Source organism: Enterococcus sp. AZ179 (assembly GCF_050498885.1).
Taxonomy (GTDB): Bacteria; Bacillota; Bacilli; order Lactobacillales; family Enterococcaceae; genus Enterococcus_D; species Enterococcus_D entomosocium.
Map to the genome: position 1 here is coordinate 55,109 of NZ_JBMHEO010000001.1, position 20,873 is coordinate 75,981.

The 20,873-nt window shown below is 42.3% G+C and carries 18 protein-coding genes; 5 read left to right on the forward strand and 13 right to left on the reverse strand.

Annotated features, from left to right (window positions below; translation table 11 throughout):
- Window positions 1–15: 15 nt before the first annotated feature.
- Window positions 16–990, reverse strand: coding sequence for a choloylglycine hydrolase (gene bsh / locus IGI88_RS00285; RefSeq protein ID WP_005236690.1), 975 nt, complete (start codon window positions 988–990; stop codon window positions 16–18).
- Window positions 991–1,646: 656 nt separating this feature from the next.
- Between bsh and IGI88_RS00290 the strand changes: the two genes are divergently transcribed.
- Window positions 1,647–2,618: a diacylglycerol/lipid kinase family protein gene (locus IGI88_RS00290; protein WP_429960081.1), complete on the forward strand. Its 972-nt coding sequence runs from the start codon at window positions 1,647–1,649 to the stop codon at window positions 2,616–2,618.
- Window positions 2,619–2,670: 52 nt separating this feature from the next.
- Here the strand turns inward: IGI88_RS00290 and IGI88_RS00295 are convergent, their stop codons facing one another.
- Genes IGI88_RS00295 through IGI88_RS00305 form a run of 3 tightly spaced genes read right to left on the reverse strand, consistent with a single transcriptional unit; the run spans window position 2,671 to window position 5,921 of the window.
- A complete protein-coding gene (locus IGI88_RS00295; RefSeq protein ID WP_194188019.1) occupies window positions 2,671–3,843 on the reverse strand; it encodes an ABC transporter permease in 1,173 nt (390 codons plus the stop codon).
- Complete coding sequence (locus IGI88_RS00300) at window positions 3,830–4,975, reverse strand: ABC transporter permease (protein WP_034878640.1); 1,146 nt, start codon at window positions 4,973–4,975, stop codon at window positions 3,830–3,832. The genes IGI88_RS00295 and IGI88_RS00300 overlap by 14 nt, the downstream gene beginning before the upstream one ends.
- Window positions 4,976–4,988: 13 nt before the next feature.
- Window positions 4,989–5,921 carry an ABC transporter ATP-binding protein gene (locus IGI88_RS00305; protein WP_005236700.1) on the reverse strand — a complete coding sequence of 311 codons (933 nt, stop codon included), beginning with the start codon at window positions 5,919–5,921 and terminating at the stop codon, window positions 4,989–4,991.
- An 86-nt stretch (window positions 5,922–6,007) separates the two neighbouring features.
- Here IGI88_RS00305 and IGI88_RS00310 point away from each other — a divergent pair, with 86 nt between their 5' ends.
- Together IGI88_RS00310 and IGI88_RS00315 are read left to right on the forward strand one after the other, a co-directional pair.
- Complete coding sequence (locus tag IGI88_RS00310; protein ID WP_005236702.1) at window positions 6,008–7,117, forward strand: sensor histidine kinase; 1,110 nt, start codon at window positions 6,008–6,010, stop codon at window positions 7,115–7,117.
- A complete protein-coding gene (locus IGI88_RS00315) occupies window positions 7,114–7,737 on the forward strand; it encodes a response regulator transcription factor (RefSeq protein ID WP_008379771.1) in 624 nt (207 codons plus the stop codon). The genes IGI88_RS00310 and IGI88_RS00315 overlap by 4 nt, the downstream gene beginning before the upstream one ends.
- A 99-nt stretch (window positions 7,738–7,836) precedes the next feature.
- On the opposite strand, the gene IGI88_RS00320 is transcribed toward IGI88_RS00315, so the two are convergent.
- The 5 genes from IGI88_RS00320 to IGI88_RS00340 form a co-directional block, all read right to left on the reverse strand.
- The gene (locus tag IGI88_RS00320) at window positions 7,837–8,064 is read right to left on the reverse strand and encodes a hypothetical protein (RefSeq protein ID WP_005236708.1); all 228 of its coding nucleotides are present in this window, start codon (window positions 8,062–8,064) and stop codon (window positions 7,837–7,839) included.
- 96 nt (window positions 8,065–8,160) lie between these two features.
- Window positions 8,161–10,821 carry an SF1B family DNA helicase RecD2 gene (gene recD2, locus IGI88_RS00325; RefSeq protein ID WP_061053976.1) on the reverse strand — a complete coding sequence of 887 codons (2,661 nt, stop codon included), beginning with the start codon at window positions 10,819–10,821 and terminating at the stop codon, window positions 8,161–8,163.
- 20 nt (window positions 10,822–10,841) lie between these two features.
- Window positions 10,842–11,495 (reverse strand): histidine phosphatase family protein, encoded by a 654-nt coding sequence (locus IGI88_RS00330; protein ID WP_016621323.1) that lies wholly within the window; start codon window positions 11,493–11,495, stop codon window positions 10,842–10,844.
- Window positions 11,496–11,512: 17 nt separating this feature from the next.
- On the reverse strand, window positions 11,513–12,016 hold the full coding sequence (gene trmL / locus IGI88_RS00335) for a tRNA (uridine(34)/cytosine(34)/5-carboxymethylaminomethyluridine(34)-2'-O)-methyltransferase TrmL (protein ID WP_008379765.1): 504 nt from the start codon (window positions 12,014–12,016) through the stop codon (window positions 11,513–11,515).
- A 353-nt stretch (window positions 12,017–12,369) separates the two neighbouring features.
- Entirely contained in the window at window positions 12,370–13,212 is an 843-nt protein-coding gene (locus tag IGI88_RS00340) for a methyltransferase domain-containing protein (RefSeq protein WP_016613256.1), read from the reverse strand.
- Between the two features lie 102 nt (window positions 13,213–13,314).
- Between IGI88_RS00340 and IGI88_RS00345 the strand changes: the two genes are divergently transcribed.
- Window positions 13,315–13,956 (forward strand): copper homeostasis protein CutC, encoded by a 642-nt coding sequence (locus IGI88_RS00345; RefSeq protein ID WP_086332246.1) that lies wholly within the window; start codon window positions 13,315–13,317, stop codon window positions 13,954–13,956.
- Between the two features lie 75 nt (window positions 13,957–14,031).
- Here IGI88_RS00345 and IGI88_RS00350 read toward each other — a convergent pair whose 3' ends face one another.
- Both IGI88_RS00350 and IGI88_RS00355 read right to left on the reverse strand, forming a co-directional pair.
- A complete protein-coding gene (locus tag IGI88_RS00350; RefSeq protein ID WP_429960082.1) occupies window positions 14,032–15,813 on the reverse strand; it encodes an ABC transporter ATP-binding protein in 1,782 nt (593 codons plus the stop codon).
- Complete coding sequence (locus tag IGI88_RS00355) at window positions 15,800–17,551, reverse strand: ABC transporter ATP-binding protein (RefSeq protein ID WP_429960083.1); 1,752 nt, start codon at window positions 17,549–17,551, stop codon at window positions 15,800–15,802. Before IGI88_RS00355 ends, IGI88_RS00350 begins: the two co-directional genes overlap by 14 nt.
- A gap of 144 nt (window positions 17,552–17,695) precedes the next feature.
- Here IGI88_RS00355 and IGI88_RS00360 point away from each other — a divergent pair, with 144 nt between their 5' ends.
- Window positions 17,696–18,532, forward strand: a complete 837-nt coding sequence (locus tag IGI88_RS00360) for an AraC family transcriptional regulator (protein WP_005236722.1) — start codon at window positions 17,696–17,698, stop codon at window positions 18,530–18,532.
- A 59-nt stretch (window positions 18,533–18,591) separates the two neighbouring features.
- Here IGI88_RS00360 and mgtE read toward each other — a convergent pair whose 3' ends face one another.
- Together mgtE and IGI88_RS00370 are read right to left on the reverse strand one after the other, a co-directional pair.
- The gene (gene mgtE / locus IGI88_RS00365; protein ID WP_005229714.1) at window positions 18,592–19,956 is read right to left on the reverse strand and encodes a magnesium transporter; all 1,365 of its coding nucleotides are present in this window, start codon (window positions 19,954–19,956) and stop codon (window positions 18,592–18,594) included.
- 17 nt (window positions 19,957–19,973) lie between these two features.
- Window positions 19,974–20,873, reverse strand: a complete 900-nt coding sequence (locus IGI88_RS00370) for an RluA family pseudouridine synthase (RefSeq protein WP_429960084.1) — start codon at window positions 20,871–20,873, stop codon at window positions 19,974–19,976.

Here is a 20,873-nt window from a genome sequence, read left to right on the forward strand (position 1 = left end):
TTTTTTAAGAATGGATCAGTTACTGAAAAGAACTTGTTGGTCTTCAATTAATGGATAAGAAATCGGTACATTACCTTCCAAATCTTCTTTATTCATATCAACTGCAACGATTTGACTATTTTCATACGTACGATAGTAATAGATTCCTTTATCTGTATTGCAGCAAGAAGAATAAATCGTGTACTCATAGCGCTCATTGCCTATGTCACAAAGTCCTTTTTGTTGCTCAACCGAACCTAAAATATGGAAGAACTGACTAATGCTTTCGGATTCAGATTCTCCAGAAACGGAATTCAATCGAGTAAAAGCTACTTTGACAAAGCGAGACATCGAAGAAAGATCTCCTGGCAGACCTAAGCCGCCCATTCCACGACTATATTCATCAAAATCCACCTTGTCAGAAAAATGGGTTTCCGGAGTTTTCGATGATAACACACGGTAATTATTCAAATTGAACAATTGATAGTCAAATGGTGGATTATTTGTCAAAACTCCCACCGGATTTTCATGAATATGAAGGCCATCACTCATACTTTCCACAACGATGGCACTTTTTTTATCAGCAATCATCCAATGCAAAGGCGATAGAGGCAAATCTTCACTAAAATTGATCCGAACGAGATTGACATTGGCTAATAGCCCTTTTACTTCTTCGACAGTAGCGCATTGTCCTAAGAGCCATGGGATGAACTCAAAAGGCGTAACATTCTCTTTTCCTTCTTGAAATTCATTGTAGACAGCATTTTCTGGAAAATTCAATCCAGCGATACCTAAACCTTTTTCATTGACCGCATCATAATACAGTGGATACTCAGCGACACCAGCAGCAATCCCAATCATTGCGTAATGGTGATCTATTTCACTTACTTTGCGAAATTTGAATGGATAATTTCTCGGAGTAATGGTCACTACTTCTTTATAAGAAACATCATAATCAAAATTTCTGCCAAAATAATGATCTTTCGTTACATAAGTTAACGCAGTACACATAATACTTCCTCCTAAAATAAGTTTTTTACACTTCTAATTTACTCCTATCGCTTTTTTTTAACAAGGAAAAAGCAATAAATAATAATAAAAATACAATTAAATGATTTAAAATCATTTTAATGTACTACATAAAGAAAGATGAATCTAGTTGGACTTTCCATGGCTATCCTACCTTCCCACAGATTCATTTTGTTTACAACTCCTTCAGAAGAGCTTATCATGATCGGCGATGATCAAAATTTTCTCCTTTCTCCTTTACCTTTCATTTAAACTATTTAAATTTATCTAAAAGACAACAACCAAATCATGTAAGCGATTGCTAAAAGAGAAAAATGTGCTATACTATAAGTGTAAGGAGCAAGGATTCCCAGTAAAGCAGACGAAGCAGGTTCTGCAAGAAAAGAATTGTTGTCAACTTAGAATAAAAGACAAAGGATGTGGGAATTTGAGTTACTCCTTACTAATTGAATAGGATTCGGCGATGGGCATCATTACCTGAGGATCAAAGTGGACATAAGAACCTTTGAAAACCCAGAAAGCACAATCGTCGAATCTATTTTTTTGCTCTTTTTTCAGGCATCGTCTCCCCGCCTTCTGTCGAAACATGCTATAATTAACCGCATTGAACGAAAAAACGATATGGAGTTATTCATAAAATGAACTATTATTATCACTTCCTCGTAAACCCTGCTTCAGGTAGTGGACGAGGAAAAAAAGCGGCGGAACGTGTGCAAAGAATCGTAAAAAAACATCGTTTCCCCCATCAAATCTATCTAACCAAATTACCCGGTGACGAACGGAACATTACCAGAAAACTCTTAAAAGAACGCCTTTTGCCTTGGGATGATGTCTATTTAGAAAATGGCGAGATGCTTTATCCATTATTGGTGGTTATCGGCGGTGATGGAACGCTGCACCAAGTAGTATCAGAGTTACAACTGGAACAACAACAAATTCCCGTTGCTTACATCCCCGCTGGCTCGGGAAACGATTTTGCGCGAAGTATCGATCTGCCACGAGAGCCGGAAAAAGCGTTTTGGAAAATTGCCGGTACTACTAAGCCCCAAGAATTGGCCATTATCCGCTATGAAGAGCAGATCCAAGAGGAAAACGGCATCGCTCTTAATAATGTGGGTATTGGTCTTGATGCGGCAATCGTCTATACCACCAATCACTCTGTGGCAAAAAGCAGTCTTAATAAGTTCAACCTCGGCTCCTTTTCCTATATCGCTGCAATTATCCGCGTTTTGTTTCTTCAAAGAGGTTTTCCGATCTTAGTCGAGTGTAATGGGCAACAATTCAGTTATAAAAAAGCTTTTTTGTGCACCACGACCAATCATCCTTACTTTGGCGGCGGTGTTGCAATCGCCCCAACCGCTTCAGTCAGAGAGAAAAAGTTTGATTTCGTACTCGTTGAGCGTGTGTCGATTTTCAAGATTTTCTGGCTGATCGGTTTACTGATGCGTAAGAAACACATGAATTCACGCTACTTTCATCATCTCTCCACGTCGAAGCTGAGAATTATCTCTACCGTGCCCCAACATGGACAAGAAGATGGCGAAGAAATGGGCCAACGTCCCTTTGATATTACCTTTACTACTGCCAATCAATTATTTTGGTGCCCATAAAGAAAACGATACAAATCAGCAACGATTTGTATCGTTTTTTTCTGTGTACCTGTTAGTTTTTCGCTGAGTTGTACTGCCAACGAGGACTTCTTTCTTTTCCCAAAACAAATTGGATCATTGAAAATACTGCTGCAAATGCAACCAAGACAAAGCCATTGAACCAAAACGATTCAGTAAACCCTTGATTGTACGTGAGGGTCTCGCTAATCAAGGTATTGTTTTGAACAAACCAATACGTTGGTGTAAACGCCGCGATTTTATTGACAATATCTGGCAGGAAATTAGCTGATACAAAGACACCACCGATAAAACAGCTGCCGGTTATAAAGATATTGCTGATCCCGCCGATTGCTTCTGAATTTTTCACCAGGGAAGTGACACACGCCGAGAAGCTGATGACTGGTAATAAAAACAAGAACGTGTTCAAAATGTGGTACCAAGCTGCTGTATCCCAAGACGTGCGGATCACTAATAACACCATCAGTAATAAAAAGCCGAAAGTTAAGAGCAGCGAATAACTGATCAAGCTTAACAGGATTTTCCGCTGTAAGACACGTTTAGCAAGAGGGGCGCTCTGGTTTCGCTTGCTGATTGCTTTGCGATTAAAGGCCATATTGATCACGCCAAACCCGCTAAATATTGATAGAAAGAGACCATATGACAATAAGTTAAAGGTCATGCCTGTTAACATTTTTTTCATTCGTTGACTATATTCTGTACTGAGTTCAACTTGCCCAGTGACGGCTAGCGCTGTTTGTGCTTGTTCTATCGCCTCACTAACTGTTTTACCTTCTTCTTTAAAAAGCAAAAGCGTCTGTAAGTACGTGTTCACTTGCTGGGTGACAATGGTTTTAGAGAAAGCATCTGGCCGGCTTTGAATCTCGATTGCTGGCATCTGGCCGGCCTCCACCTGTTCCGTGAAATCTACTGGTAAATGCAAGACGATGTTTATGCGATTAAAATAAAGGGCATCATCAATTTCTTTTTGTGAGGTACCCTCCAAAGTGACCAAGGTCTGCTTCTCCTTCAAGTAGTCCCGAAGACCGTCAACGACTGGCGACTCCTCTTCACTGATCAAAGCAATGTTGGCTTCTTGTAAAGAGGTGTTTTCGACGTCGATGCTTTGTGCATAAAAGAATGTAACTCCCACAGTGATCAGTACTCCAATTAGTAAATTCGACTTATTGGCCTTCAGTAAAGTCCAAATCGTTTTATAAAGCGTCATAGCGCACCCCTCTTTCGATCCAAGTATTTCCAATTGCGAAAAGGACGATAAAGCCAGTCAACCATAAAAGATTGGTATAAAAGCTAGCCAGATCTGTATAGTAGTATAATTGATAGAGACTTTCACTGATCAAATTGACGAGATTTATTTGCCCCAGTATCGGCACATGTAGATCAAGCCAATACTTGATTTGTTCCGAGCCCATCATCCCGGCAAAAAAGCTCATCGCCATCGTCACGGAAATCAAAATGCCATCCTTTTGCACCAGATTCATTTTTGGCGTCAGATTTCCAATCAATGTTCCTAGCAAAATCGCACACAATGATCCCAACGCGGCAACCAGTAGTAGCCACTGCCATCGTTCACCAAAGTCTACTTGATAGACAAAACGAAAAACCGCTAAAATAATGTAGACTTCTACTAACACAATCGTAAAACTCGCCGCTAAATTCGCACTTGAAACCAATGTGCGTTTTCTTGGTATCAAGGAAAGCCGAATCCCATTCGCGGATTGATTGGCTTGCTGATCCTGAACATTGCGAACACCCCACATCGTCCCATAGAGGATCGCCATCCCAATCAAAGTAAAGAAATAAAAACTTTTAACACTCATGTCACGATCAGCATTCACTTCTTGAAAAGTCGCTTCCTGTTCAAACGCGGCCATAATTGGTGCAAGATCAAGCGTTTCAAGTTCTGCTGCTTTACTAGAAATAATCGCTGTACGTTGTAAAAATTGATCCATTACATTTTTCATCAACGTCTGACTCATGCCCGCTTGCCCCACATGGAGTGAAATCGTTTCGTCAGCTATCAGATAAAACCCAGCTAAATCACCCGCATTCAGCTCTTCAACTGCCTCTGCTTCTGATAGTTCCTTAAGATCAAATAATGGTTTTTCATTGATTTCCACTTGTTCAAGGACCGCGGAAAAATTTTCCGAAAGCGCTGATTGATCCCCGTTTTTTACGATTCCCGTCGTGATTGTCTCTAAATTTCCTGCTTGATCGATCTCCCCAAAGGCCGCCATAAACATTAGGCCTAAGAGAATGGGAAACGCCAACGTCCAAAACAGCATGGATTTATTTCGCAACAGCACTTTTGTGCGATATTTGTAAAAATGCCAAAACATGTTTTCCCCTCCTTTAGTCTCTCAATTCCTTGCCCGTGATCTCTAAAAAGACATCATTTAAGGTCGCTTCTTTGGTTGCAATTTTTCCGTAACTGATTTTCTCTGCTTGTAAGAGCGTCAAAATGGGGAGCAAGACCGTATTGAGTTCCGTCGTTGTTACTTGGAGCTGTCCCTCTTTATAAACGATCCCGTCAGCAGTAATGGTGGTTTGAATTGTAGCCAATACATGGTCTGGCAGTAAGGGGATGTCGATGGTCAAACGATCTGCCGTGCGTACCATGTCTTTCAGAGATTCCTTGGTCCCTTTGGCAATCACCTGTCCCTGATCCATAATCACGATCTGGTCACAAAGAATTTCCACTTCTTCCATGTAATGGGTCGTATAAACGATCGTTGCTCCTTGGCGATTCAGCTCTTTGATGCTTTCCAAAATTTTATTACGACTTTGGGGATCGACGGCGACTGTTGGTTCATCTAAAAAAATCAAGCGTGGCTTATGAGCGATCCCACAGGCAATATTCAACCGTCGTTTCAAGCCACCACTCAGCTCACCTGGATGGAAAGTCACGAAATTTTCCAATCCCACTAATTGTATGACTTCTTCGATCAATGCTTGCCGTTTCTCTTTGTCAGCAACATATAAACCACAAAAATAATCGATATTTTCTTGTACACTTAGTTCTTCAAAGACGGCAACATCTTGAGGAACGACGCCGATCATTGCTTTAACGGCATAGTTTTCAGGGGTCATGGTTGATCCAAACAGTTTAATGGTGCCTTTGTCATAATTTAGCAAAGAGAGCATACAATTGATAGCAGTCGATTTCCCACTACCGTTTGGTCCCAATAATCCTAAAACTTCCCCTTCTTGTACTTGCAGATCAAAATGATTCAATGCCACAAAATCACCATAGCGTTTAACTAATTTATCAATTTCAATAATCATGATGAAAAACTCCTTCCAAATTTCTTGTTAATCTGACTATAATAAAGTTTAAGAAAAGAAACTAGTGACGATTGACCAAATCAACTATGACATTTGTCACAATGAAGGAGTCTGCCATGTCCAAATCTCGACTACTCAGCGAAGCTGGCTTTCTACTCGCAATCTCGTTGCTTCTATTGGTAAATCAAGGATTTGTTGCCGTACAAGTCATTTTTTTGCTGATCGCTATTTTCTTCACTGGTGTCAGTTATTTATTGCCTAGGAAAGCAAGCTGGTTTTTTCAAGTTATTCTATTGCTTCTATGTACTTTTTGGCCAGAGCTTGCCCTCTTTCTGCCTGCAATGATGCGGGTGATCGCTCCTGAAGAAAGAAAAGATGACATTCTATCTTTATTAGGATTTTTATTGATCGCGACAGTTGGCAATCAATCCCCCTCCAAGATCGCCTTTGTCATCCTTTTGTTGCTTTTTGCTTTTTACTTACGTAAAAAAGAACAGCGAATGTCTGCTCTTGAGAAAAAGTACATCGCTTCAAAAGATACTCATTGGGAAAAACAGCAGCAATTATCGCAGCAAAACAAAGTACTAGCCTTATCACAAGAAACAAAATTGGCCTTACAAATTGCCGAAGAACGAAATCGAATCGCGCGAGATATCCATGACAATGTTGGCCATCTGCTGTCGAGTGCCATTTTGCAGATTGGCGCACTTGAAATGATCAATCAAGAACCAAAACTGAATGAGCCCTTAGCAAATTTGAGTGCTACGGTTCACACTGGGATGGATCGTATCCGCCAAAGCGTTCATGATCTCCATGAGACATCGATTACTTTCCAACAGTCCTTAGAGTTTCTGATTGCTGATTTTCCATCTTCAGTCACGATTGAAGGAACCTTATTTGAAGGATTGAACGAAGCCCAGCAAAATTGTTTCTTAATGGTGATCAAAGAAGCCTTGACCAACAGCATCAAACACAGTCATGCCAAAACCGTTGTCTTGCATTTTCGGACACTGCCTGCTTTTTTCCGCTTGCAAATCACCAATGATGGGGTCCGCGGATCTCAAATTGCTAAAACTGGAATCGGTCTGAAAACGATGCGTCAACGGGTCCAAGAACAACAAGGACAAGTTCATATCTTACAAGAAAACCAACGCTTTCAGTTGACGATCATTTTACCAAAGGAGGAACACCAATGATTACTGTAGTTATTATTGACGATGATCCGTTTGTGACGACCTCGTTGCAAACCATTTTAGAAAGCACAGAAGAAATTCGTGTATTAGGCATCGGTCATTGTGCCAAAGACGCCATTGACCTCTATGAAACTCATCGTCCTGACGTTTTGCTGACGGACATCCGCATGCCGGAACAAACTGGGATCGATGCTGCCAAAGAAATACTGGCTAAATTTCCCCACGCGATCCTTTTGCTATTGACTACCTTCAAAGATGAAGAATACATTCGAGAAGCCTTTTCCATCGGTGTGAAAGGTTATTTGATCAAACAGAATTTACAGGCAATCATCCCTTCTGTCAAAGCCTCTTATAATGGCCAAGTTGTCTTTGGGAATGAAATCGTTGAGACCTTCACACAGCTAATGAAGAACGAACCATCAATTGACAATCAAGCTTCCTTTAGCGAACGTGAATTTGCGATCATCAAAGAAGTAGCAGCGGGTAAAAACAATAAAGAAATCGCCGATGCCTTGTATTTGAGTGATGGAACCGTTCGTAATTACATCAGCCAATTACTAGAAAAGCTGGGGTTACGGGATCGCACGCAATTAGCAATCTATTTTTATCAGCATTTACAGTGAGTCTCGTTAGACACAAAAAACCTGAAGAAATGCGCCTTTGCATTCTTCAGGTTTCTTTCTATTCGATTATTCAACAGTTGGTTTCTTCTTGGTATAAAATCATGGATTTCCAGGACTGCCAGGATTCGTTGGGTTATTTGGTGTGTTAGGCGGGAAAATCGGCGCCTTATCTAACGTTTTTTCTAATCCTGATTCTTCCCGTTCGCCTCGTTCTGCATCAGGGCTTTCATCTAATTTAAATTCTTTTTCCATCTCATCCAATTTCTTAAAGTCGTTGCCAGATTCTTTTGCGAGTTTTGCTAATTTGTCTTCGGTTTCTTTCGCCATAATGTAACGCCTCCTTTTGATTTCAGCTTAGCATAAGAAGCTGAAAAACCAAAAGAAAGCGCTCACTAACAACCCATTTTTAGCATTTTCTCATCGTTATAATCCCTCGTTTTTTACGGGCATAAAGTCGTACGGAGAACAGTCCTTCATCCCAATCATTGGATCTACTAAATGCTTTTTGACCATCGTTAAGGTCAGCACACCATCGTTTTGCGTTTCTTCGATGAGTGCTTCTTCCCCCGTAGTCCCTTCACTTAGGACCTTATCCCCTGACAGAGGCTTGGCCGTTTCTGTCTGATTTGGTGCCGACGGCTCAGGCTCGGCAAAAGCAAACAAGTCCAACCCACTATCTGGTGACTTTTCTGTCGCTTGCTGGTTAGCAGCAGCTTCAGTGCTGGGATTTTCCTTTGGCTTCGAAGCTACCATTTTTGCCTTCGTGTTCTCAGAGGAATCATTATAAAACGGATCATCGGCTTCCTCAAACTGAGCCAATTTCGCCCGTTGCAGCGGCGTCATTTCTTCCGTGCCATTGATACGTTCTTTTAATGTCGTTAAGCGAGTGGCAGATTCGTGACTGACACAGGTTTGGTAGGCTTGCGGTTCACCAAGTAAAATCAGCATCTCTTTGCTGCGAGTCACAGCGGTATATAGCAAATTGCGCTGCAGCATACGCTGGTATTGATGAACCATCGGCAAAATAACCATTTGAAATTCACTACCTTGGGATTTATGGATCGAACAACAGTAGGATAATGTGATCTTGTTCCATTCATTACGCTTATAGGTCACTTCATTGGCATCAAATTGAATGACCAGTTCGTCAACCTTGTCTTCCGACTGTTTGGCTAGAGTGATCCCAACGATTTGGCCCATATCGCCATTAAACACGTTATCTTCAGGAGAGTTTACCAACTGCAAGACCTTATCGCCGATACGATACACCGTATCATTGAAGGTGACCTCTTTTTTGGTTCCATCGTTGGGGTTAAAAATCTCTTGCATCATTTTATTCAGAGCATCGATCCCAGCTGCCCCACGATACATCGGCGCCAACACTTGAATATCTTGCGGCGTATAACCTTTGTCTTTCGCCCGTTTCACGATCTGAGCGATCAACGGTTCGATCTTGTACGCATCACAAGCAAAGAAAGAACGATCTTTTTGGTTTTGTGTAAAATCAGCAGGCAGCTGCCCGTTTTTGATGGCGTGGGCCAGTGGAATAATACTTGATCCATCTCCTTGACGATAGATTTCCGTCAATTCTTGTTTCGGGATCGCATCGATCGCTAGCAAATCATGAAGGACTTGTCCTGGTCCCACAGAAGGAAGCTGATCTTTATCCCCCACAAAAATCACTTGCATGTTTGTAGGGATCGACTTAAAGAGCGTATTCGCCAACCACGTATCGACCATTGACATCTCATCGACGATCAGTAAACCGCCTTCTAACTCTTTGGGACTAATCGATGGTGCTTTTTCACGGCCATTCAATCCTAACAAACGATGGATCGTACCACTTGGCAAACCAGTCGTTTCGTTCATCCGTTTGGCGGCTCGACCAGTCGGTGCTGCCAAGAGAATCGGAAAGGTTTCGTCGCTGTATTTTGATGGTTCTAAGTCCAAATCGTTCAACTCAGCAAATAATTGTACGATCCCATTGATCACTGTTGTTTTCCCAGTACCTGGGCCACCTGTCAAAATAAACAATGGCGATCGGATTGCTTCTTTGATCGCTTCTTCTTGCGAGGAACCATAGGTGATGCCTAAGTGCTTTTCTATTTTACGTAACGTTTTACTGATTTTTTTCTCAGGATAGACGATTTCTTTTTTGCGGGAAAGCAAGCGTTCGATGGAACTGGCAATTCCCCATTCAGAAAAGTACAAACTATTTTCATATAAACGGGTTTCTTCTTGTTGGATCTTTCCTTCTTCCACTAGATGAATGATCGTTGATGCCAAATCGTCAGGCGCAATCTCAATGGGGCGGCTCGTTTCTAATAGGCGCAGTGTCTGCTCTAACAAATCTTGGGCGTGGATAAAGGTATTGCCCGTCTGCAAGGACTGGGCGAAGATTTGATGCAAGACCGCCGCTCGAAACCGTTGCGGTGACGAAGCTTCGATCCCCAGCTGTTCAGCGATGCCATCTGCGCGTTTAAAGCCAATGCCTTCAATGTCTTCCACCAGCTGATATGGATTCTCCTCAATAATGGATAGCGCCTCATTTTTGTAGGCTTGATAGATAGCAAAAGATAGCTGGCTACCAAAGCCATAGCGACTCAAGCCAACGATTACTTGATCCATCCCATGGTTTTGCCGAACGGTATCTAAAATCATTTTTTGCTTACTTTCATTTAACCCTGGAATCTGCTCCAACAATGCCGGTTCTTCCAGCATCCGGTCGATCGCTTCTTCTCCTAAAAGATCAACGATTTTTTCAGCGGTCTTCTTGCCGATCCCAGGAAATTTTTCTCCAGAAAGGTAGGCGATCAACCCTTGTTCAGAGGTCGGTTGTTCTTGTTGGTAGCTTTCGGCCTTCAACTGGACGCCATACTTGGGATGATTGACCAGCTCACCAAAAAACCGATACTTTTCCTCTTCTTGGATTTCGCCGAAACTACCAGTAACGACGATCTCCGAGTCTTTGTAGTCGGCATTATTCTCAGTGACTTTAACTAATAGTACTTTATAAAAATTGCTGGGATTCTGGAAAAAGATGGCGGCAACATGGCCGACAAAAAACGTTCTTTCTGGAATCATGGTGCCGCTCCTTTCATGGTTTACAATAAAGCGTCTAATCCTGCCTGATTGCTTAAAAAGCTTGCTTCATTCCAAACTTTTAGTTCAAAAGGCAATACTTTTTGTTCATTCGTCTCTAATAAGCTAACGCTGTTATTGACTAATCCACCTTGCTCTCTTAATTCGGCTAATGGTTTGCCTGCAAGCCACTGGATAGCAGCCGTAAAGGATGCCCCATGACCGACGAACAATAATGGGCCTTCATGCTGCATCACCGCATCCATGACGACGGTCTCGATCCGGCTCAATGTTTCTTGGATCGGCTCTCCCTTAAAGGCACTGGGATCGTAGCGATCAAGATGATTACGCAGATCAGTCAATTGTTGAGGATACTTCTCATGCATTTCATCGATAGAACGTCCTTCTAATTCACCAAGTCCGATCTCACGCAGGTTCTCATTATAAATAATTTCAACAGGGTGATGGAGCCTTGTTTGGATCTCTTGGGCAGTTACTTTTGCTCGTAAAGACGTGCTTGAATAAATCTTCTCAAAAGGAATAGCAGCCAGATGATCACCGAGCAGTTTGATCTCTTCATGACTTTCCGGCAATAACGGTGAATCCCCTAGCATCCCTTGAAAGCGGCGCGCTTGGTTCCACTCTGTTTTTCCGTGACGGGTAAAGTATAATTGCATCGAACAAGCCTCGTTTCTTAATCTAGTTTGTCGTTCTCATAATGGTGTGTCAATTCCAGCTGTGGGAAGCCTTGCTGCCGCAAAACTTCATAAATGATCAAAGCAGCCGTATTTGATAGATTTAGGGAACGAACATGCTCATCATTCATCGGAATGCGTAGGCATTTTTCGGCATGCTCACGCATAAAGCTTTCCGGAAGCCCCGTCGTTTCTTTCCCAAAAATAAAGAACTGATCATCATCCGCGGTATAATCGACGTCAGAATACACGCGATTGGCAAATTTCGAGATCAGGTACAACGGACGCTCTCCTAAAAAGTCCATAAAAGTAGCCAAATCTTTGTGATAGGTGATATTGACATCATGCCAATAATCAAGTCCTGCCCGCTTCAATTGCTTGTCATCCGTTGAAAAGCCTAGTGGCTCTATTAAGTGTAAATGAGTATTTGTTGCTGCACAAGTACGTGCAATGTTCCCCGTATTGGCCGGGATCTGAGGTTCAAAAAGAACGATGTGATTCATAGATAAAAACTCCTTTCGATCGGATATTGCCGATCGGTTCTCGCATTGATTTGTGTCTCTGTATCTTGCGTTTTACAATTGATTCTCAATAGCTTCTTCAATAACTTCTATAGTACCATATTTTGGCACGCTTGTTTTTTGAAAAAGACATTTTTTAAGTTGAATTTTGGGCATAAAAAAAAACGTACCAACTCGGTGTCGATCACTGCGAGTCGTTACGTTAGTGAAGCTCTTTTCACTAACTTTTATCAGAACAGGAACCTGATAAAAACCAATGAAAAATGACTTGAGAACAATATATCACTCCCATGGCATGATTGCAAGAGTAAATAACAAAAAAGTTCAAAATATTTTCAGGAAATTTTCGCAATCAACACCTCAACATCAACAGTTATCTGTGCCAAAGGGGTTTGACGCAGCTTTTCTTTCCTTTCCTCCGAAGCCCCCCACTCTAACGGCGACATGGCAAGTAAATCTTGCCGATTTTCTTCAGGAATCGCAAAAACATGCGTTACTCTTTGACGGGATGCGGTGGGATAGTGTTCAAAAAATTTGCTAACGACCCGTTCATTCGAATACTGCTGTTTTGTTTCGTCATCAGGATAAAAAGCGGCTCGTAGTTCTTTTAAATAATCCGCTGCTGGGACGACTTTGATCAACTGGCCACCCTTTTTTAGAATGCGGTTGAACTCCCCGTAATTTGACGGTGAAAACAGATTGAAAATCGTATCAAAGCTCGCTTCAGCAAACGGTAACTTAGTCAGATCCGCCACACACCAAAAAGCGGGTACGTTTTGATTGGTAGCTAGATAGACCCCGTCTTTGGCTATATCAAAACCGACAGCCGCTTGGGTCTTTTCATTGACCATCTGTGCAAGGAAACTGCCTTCACCGCAACCGACATCTAAAAGATACTCAGCATCCCCCAAAGCTGCTTTGATGGTCTCAAGGACTGGTGCATACATGCCGCTAGCGATCATACGTTGACGCGGCAAAAACAGTGCTTGATCATAATCTGCTTTAACTTGATGATCCAAAAAGAAAAGTGTGCCTTTCTTTGATAAGTCAAATCGATGACGATTTGGACAAACCAAGCCATTTTCGGTCGGGAAAAATGCTTGGCGGCACAACGGACATTCAAATAAGTGATAATGGGCGTTTAAAAAAAGGCGCCCGCGATCGATTTTTTTTAACATTCAACTTCCCTCATCTCTGCTCTACTTTAGCATATTCTTGTGGTAGAATGCTAGTGGATAGAATAACAAATCAATTGAACACCCATCTATTGGAGGTAAATCATGTTAAAAGAATTTTGTGCAGAAAATTATACCAATATTCCCTTAGCAATCGCCCGAGGTGCCCAACGCATCGAACTCTGTGATAATTTAGCAGTCGGCGGAACAACACCAAGTACCGGCGTGCAAGAAGAAGTCCTGCAATATGCTGGCGAAAAAGGAATACCCGTTATGACGATCATTCGACCTCGGGGCGGTGATTTTGTTTACAATGATACAGAATTGAAAATCATGCATACCGACTTGATCGAAGCAAAAAAATTAGGAACAGACGGCGTTGTTCTAGGTTGCTTAACTCCTAGCGGCTGGTTAGACGAAGAAGCATTGGAGCTATTGTTAGAAACCGCAGAAGGCTTGCAGGTTACTTTTCACATGGCCTTCGACGCGATTCCTGCAGCGCGCCAATTTAAAGCGATCGATTGGTTAGCTGAGCATGGCGTACAGCGGATTTTGACCCATGGTGGTGCTGCAGGGACTCCGATTGAAGACAACTTCGATCATCTGAAAGAATTGATCGCCTATGCTGGTGAGCGTTTAACGATTTTACCTGGCGGTGGCATTTCCTTTGAAAATGCCCAACAAGTTGCTGATACATTAGGTGTAAAAGAAGTTCATGGAACCAGAATCGTCGACTTTAATGATTGAGCTTGCGTGACACAAAAGAATCACGCAAAGAAATCCCCACAAACGATGAGAACGCATCGTTTGTGGGGATTCTTTTTAGATGGCTTGCAGTAAGTCGTATTGTGATTGATACAAATGGTGGTACAAGCCTTTTTGTGCCATTAGCTGATCATGGTTACCCGATTCAGCGATCGTGCCCCCTGCCACGTAAAAGATTCGATCAGAATTTTTGATCGTGGACAGCCGGTGAGCAATGATAAAAGAGGTTCTGCCTTCTAACAGCTTCAACAATCCTTCTTGCAGCAATTCTTCTGTCTTCGTATCGATACTTGAGGTCGCTTCATCTAAGATCAAAATTTTTGGATCAGCCAACAACGCTCGGGCAAAGGAAATCAGTTGCCGTTGCCCTGAAGATAAAGTGCTTCCTCGTTCTTCGACGACGGTTTGATAGCCGTCTTTCAACTCCGTGATAAAGTCGTGAGCACGGACGATTTTCGCTGCTTCGATGATCTCTTCTTCTGTCGCATCTAATTTTCCATAGCGAATATTCTCTATAATCGTTCCTGAGAAAATAAAGGTATCTTGCAGCATGACCCCCATTTGTGAACGCAGCGATTCCAGCGTCACGTCACGAACGTCCATCCCATCTACTTTAACACTGCCTTCATTGACATCATAAAAGCGGCTCAGCAAATTGATGATCGTGGTTTTCCCAGCACCAGTAGGGCCAACCAAGGCAATGCTTTCCCCGGGTTCGATGTGGAAGTTGACATCAGAAAGAATGTTTTTGCCTTCTTCGTATCGGAAGGTCACGTGTTCAAAATCAACGGTTCCTTTCATCGTCGGCAATACTTTTGCATCTGGTTTGTCTTCGATATCTGGCACTTCATCCATCGTTTCAAAAATCCGTTCAAGATAGGCTGTTGCTGTAATCAAAGAATTATAAAAATTCCCGATATTGATGACTGGATTCCAAAAATTATTGATATAACTGATAAAAGCGATCAACGTACCTGTGCTGACATCGACACCGATTTGGCGAATGCCGACAAAATAAATCAAGCAAGTCGTAATGACTGAAATGTTTTGCACCCCAGGCCACATGAGAAACTGAATTTTGACAGCTTTCATCCAGGAAGTCCGATAATCATTGCTGACTTCTTGGAAAATCTCTGCATTTTCTTCTTCCCGTGCGAAGGATTGGGTAATCTTGATGCCGGCAATACTTTCATGAATGTAAGCATTTAAATTGGACTGTTTATTACTCAACTCCTGATAGGCTTTGCGCTGGTTATTTTTGATTACCATCACCATGATGAACAAAATTGGCAGCAACGCAAGGGAATATAGGGTCAATTTGAAGTCGATCGCAAACATAAAGATCAAGGTGATGATGACGTTGAAAACATCGGAAATCAAATTGATCAGGCCATTACTCAACAGGTCACTCAGTGTATTGATGTAGTTTACGATGCGGATCAAGATCTTGCCATGGGGCCTTGTATCAAAATAAGAAAACGGCAGCCGCTGCAGATGTTCAAAAATATCAAAGCGCATATCCTTCAAAACATCTTGCCCAATATTCGTGATATGGTAAATACGATAACGCATGCAGACGCCAATAACGATCAAGGTCACTAAAAAGGCAGCTCCTAAAAGCAGCAATTGATTGACATTTTTTTCAGGAATCGATGAGTCGATGGCGATCTTCGTGAAAACGGGCGCCAGCATTCCTGCTAAGTTTGCCAGGATGATCGTAAATAGTACTTTTCCAATACTTTTTTTATACGGTACGACGTATTGGGACAAACGCTTGAAATCCTTCCAGCTAAATTCCTGGTCTAATTCCTCATCGACATCAAATTTATTTCTCGCCATCGTCTTCACCTCCTGACAAGCCTAATTGTTTTTGATACACTTCATAGTATTTTCCTCGCAGTTTGACGAGTTCTTCGTGGGTGCCTTGTTCAACGACCCGACCTTTTTCCATCATCAAAATCTGATCGGCTTCTCGAACAGAGGAGATCCGATGGGCAATGATGAACGTCGTTTTCTCTCCTGTTAATTTTGTCAGCTCTTGTTGGATCTTCGATTCTGTCTCCATATCGACGGCAGACGTCGTGTCATCCAAAATCAAGATCGATGGATCTTTGGCTAAGGCCCGCGCAAGAGAGATCCGTTGTTTTTGTCCGCCAGAAAGTCCGACGCCTCGTTCACCGACAATCGTCTCGTAGCCTTGAGGCATTCGAGAAATAAAGGTATCTGCATCGGCGACTACCGCCATTTGGCGAATAAAGCCTTCATCTGCTAAAGGATTTCCAAAGGCAATATTGTCAGAGATGGTATTAGAAAACAAGAAGACATCTTGCATCACCATTGAAATGTTTTCCCGCATTTGGCGCACAGGATACTCTTTGGCATTTTTTCCATCAATCAATACTTCCCCTTCAGTCGGGTCATAAAAACGTCCGACTAAATTCACCAAGGTCGTTTTTCCTGAGCCGGTTTCGCCTAAAATCCCTAACGTTTGTCCTGGCCCGATGGTGAAGTTGATGTTTTCCAGTACATTTTGCTCTGGATCATCTGAAAAGTGGAACGAAACATCTTTAAATTCCACAAATCCTTTGATCGGTTCTAATTTTTCTTGTTGGTGAACCGGTATTTTCGATTCTTGTGCCAGCATTTGTCGAATTTTGATACAGGCCGCAGAAAATCGCTGAACATCGTTGATCAACCAGCCGCTCATACGCATGGGGTTGTTCAACATCCATAGATAGCCATTAAACGCAACAAGATCTCCTAAGGTCATGTCCCCATTGATTACGAAAATTCCGCCTAAGACTAAGGCAATGACTGACAAACTTCCTGCTAAGCCATCAAGCCAGGGCAGATAAGTGCGGGAAACTTTGGCAGATGCCATGTTGCGGGTCTTAAAATCTTCGTTGTAGGAGCGAAATTTTTCGATCTCAAAATTTTCACGAGCAAAAGCTTTCACCACCCGATTGCCGCCAATATTTTCTTCTACCATTGAATTCAAGCGCGAAAAGCTCTCACGAATGTCAAAAAACAGTGGGTGTGCTTTTTTAGACATGCGGTTGGTCAACAGAAAAATGATCGGTGTGACAGCCACCAGTGCCAGCATCAATTTCCAATCAATAAAGCTCATCACAACCACCGCTGAAAAGAACCATAAGATACATTCAGCGATATTATAGGTCACCCAAGAAACAAAGTGGCGAATAGCATCGGTATCCCCGGTCATTCGTGCCATAATATCTCCCACACGAGTGTGATTGAAAAAGTCAAAATCCAATTCCTGCAGTTTCTGATACAAGTCTTCCCGTAAATCGTATAGCGTATTTTGTCCGACCCGTTCAAATAAAATTTGATAACTATAGCGGACAATGGTGCGAATGACGGTCGTTGCGATCATGATCAACAGTAATGGAATCAATAAGTGCGTTTTTTGCTGATTGATGACATCATCGATCACCATTCCTCCCAAGTACGGATTAACAATGATCAGCGCTGCATTGATCACTAAAAACAGGATCGCCAATATGATTTTTCCGCGGTTCTTTTTGGCATAGCGCCAGATCCATTGTGTATTACTCATCTAATTCCCCCTCTCGTTGTTAAGCTTAGCGTTTTGAAAAGCGATTTGAATGGTTTTTCTTACTCATTTTGATGTAAAATATTAGTAAGAAGCACCATTCCCTTTTTTTATCGGAGATGGGCACCCAATTGGAGTGAATCAGCCATGAATTTAGTTAACCCTCGGACCTTCAATCCCGAAATCATCTATCTCTTTGACCCATGGACGCAAGCAGAAAGTCATGGAGAAATGCATCATCATGACTTTTTAGAAATCAGCGTCTTGTTAGAAGGAGAAAGTACGTATTATTTTGAAAAAGAACCAGCGAAGAAAATTCGTGCTGGCAGTGTCATGCTTTTTAATCCTGGTGTCGACCACTGCGAATTACAGCCTAAAGGCACTCGCTCCCACCAGTTGCATATTGGACTGAAGAATATTTCCTTGGAAGGATTCAAGCGAAATTTTTTCCCCAACAAACACCCATTGTTAGAATTAGGCAAATACCATCATCAAGTTTTGGAAAAAGCGTGGCAGTTGGTGCGAGAAAGCAGTGAAGAGCGGGATGAGTTTCAGTTGATGCAAAAAGCTGTCTTGATGGAGATGCTCGTCTATATTTTACGCGGACTAAATGAAGACCACATCAATGTCGTTCCTTACCTTTCCAAAAGCCAAAGAAGACAACAACAAATCGTCAACTATACCGTCTATTATTTGGAAAATCATTATAAAGAAGAAATCACCTTGGAAAAACTGGCACAAGATCAATTTCTCAGTCCGACGTACCTTTCCAAGATTTTTAAAGAAGCGACAGGGGTCAGCCCCATTAACTATTTGATAGAAATCCGCCTAAAACGTGCCAAAGACATGCTAAAAAATGACAACCTCACGATCAAGGAAGTCGCCTCTGCAGTTGGCTATCAAGATGCCTATCACTTTAGCAAGTCTTTTAAAAAACTTTATGGCGTCTCTCCTTCTGGGGTGTTGCCAAAACCAAAAAATTAAAAAGCAAGCCAATGATTCTTCACTCGAAGAAAAATCATCGGCTTGCTTTTATTTTTTATTCATTGAATAAAATAGTTCATAAAAAGACTGGCAATATTGAAATAGATCAAAACACTGGTCAAATCACTGAGGGTCGTAATAAACGGACCGCTCGCCACTGCCGGATCAAACCCAAGCTTATCCATTAGCATCGGAATCAAACTTCCCGCTAAGTTGGCTACTGTGATGGCACACATCATAGCCATCCCGATCACAAACCCTAGAATCGGATTTTGTTTCCAGACAGCCACAATAGCAAAAATCGTCAATCCGGTAATAGCTCCTGTGAAAAGTCCTGTAAGCACCTCACCGACCACTGTTTTCATAAAGCTATTTTCTTTATCATCATTGATCGCCAAGCGGCGTACGGCTACCGCTAAAGATTGGGTACCGGCATTGCCGGCAGTTCCGGTGATCAGTGAGATAAAGACGGCGAGAATACTTGCTTCACTAACTAACTCTTCATAATGGCTGATTAAACTGGCGGTTGCCATTCCGAGAAAGAGTAAGGTGATGAGCCAAGGTAACCTTCTCGAAGAAGCTTTGATCGGGTTTTCACTGACTTCTTCTACATTGACCCCTGCCAAACCCGAGTAATCACTGGCTGCTTCATCATCGATAACGTCGATGATATCATCGACGGTCACGATCCCTAATAGGTGATCGTCATAATCGGTGACTGGCAATGCGAGAAAGTCATAATCCCGGAAGGTCTGAGCGACATCCTCTTGGTCATCTCCAACATGAACCGACATCACCCGCTCGTTCAAAATATCAGCAATCATGGTATCTTCATCATTGATGATCAAGTCTCTTAAAGAAATAACGCCCACAAGTTTGTTGTCGGTATCCACGACGTAAATATAATAAATCGTCTCAGCAACATCTGCGGCATTTTTTAAGACATACATCGCTGAACGAACCGTTTGGTTGGCAACAATGGAAACAAACTCGGTTGTCATCAATGATCCAGCTGTTTCATCTTCATAATGCAATAGTTCTTTGATCTCGCTAGCGGCTTCAGCAGTCATCAGACTCAAATATTTGGCCGTTTGTTTCTTGTCCAATGTATTCAGTAGATCGACAGCATTATCGGTATACATCTCTGCTAACATCGTTGCAGCATATGCCGGCCGCATTTCTGAAAGATAGTCCACCATGTTTTCATCGTCTTCTTCAATGACGTCAAACATGTCTGCCAATTCTTTCGGCGATAGATACGTATAGACGATTTGTCGATCGTCTGCTTCTAGAGATTGGTAGAATTGACCCTGCTCGTAGATATGCAGATCCAAGAATGCCTCACGAAATCCCTGGATATCATTGTCTTTTAGTGCTTGATTCAGTTGATCAAATCGTTCGGTTAATTCTTGATTTTCATCCAATCTCTTCACCTCATTTGTTATTGCTTATCGATAGCTGAACAAACAGCGGCCATGTCTGCAGGTAAAGGCAGTTCAAAAGCCAACGGTTCATTCGTAAAGGGATGCTGGAATTGCAGCTGACAGCAATGAAGTGCCTGTCGTCTGATCCCAAAAGCCATTGGTCCCCCATACATCTCGTCTCCTAGTAAGGGACAACCGATTGCAGAAAAATGGACCCTTATTTGATGTGTCCGGCCTGTGTGTAGTTGAATGTCGACTAATGCGCAATCTGAATTGCGCTGTTTTAGCCAATACTCCGTACGTGCCTCTTTTCCTTCTTCACTGACCTTGCGTTTCAAAAGCGAGGTCAGGTCCCTAGCGATAGGCAAATCGATCTCGCTATGGGCGGATAATGCGGAAAGATCTCCCACAACGAGGGCTTGATATTTTTTAACAACTTGCTTCTTCCGTAACTGGCTATCCAGCTTCGCATGGGCAAAGCCGTGTTTTGCAAAAAGCATCAATCCTGATGTGTCACGGTCTAAGCGAGTCACTACATGGATCACTTGATCTTCATAGTGTTGCGCTTGATAGTAGGCCTTGACTCGATTGGCCATCGTGCCAGTCGGATGATATTGCGCAGGAATCGATGAGATGCCAGCCGGCTTATTCACGATTAACAGATGGGCATCTTCATACACAATCTCAATAGGTGTCGGATCAGCCAGCATCGTTTCATGTTCCCCTTCAGGAGGAATTACAATAGTTACCCTATCATTTTGCGCCAAAGAAAACAAGACGTTTTGCTCGTGGTCGTTCACAAATATCTTTCCGCCTTGAAATTTTATTTTCGCTAGCAGACCTTTGGATACTCCTTGTTCCTTCAAAAAATATTTGACTTGCTGCCCTTGTCCGGTATATTGATACGTAAATTCCAT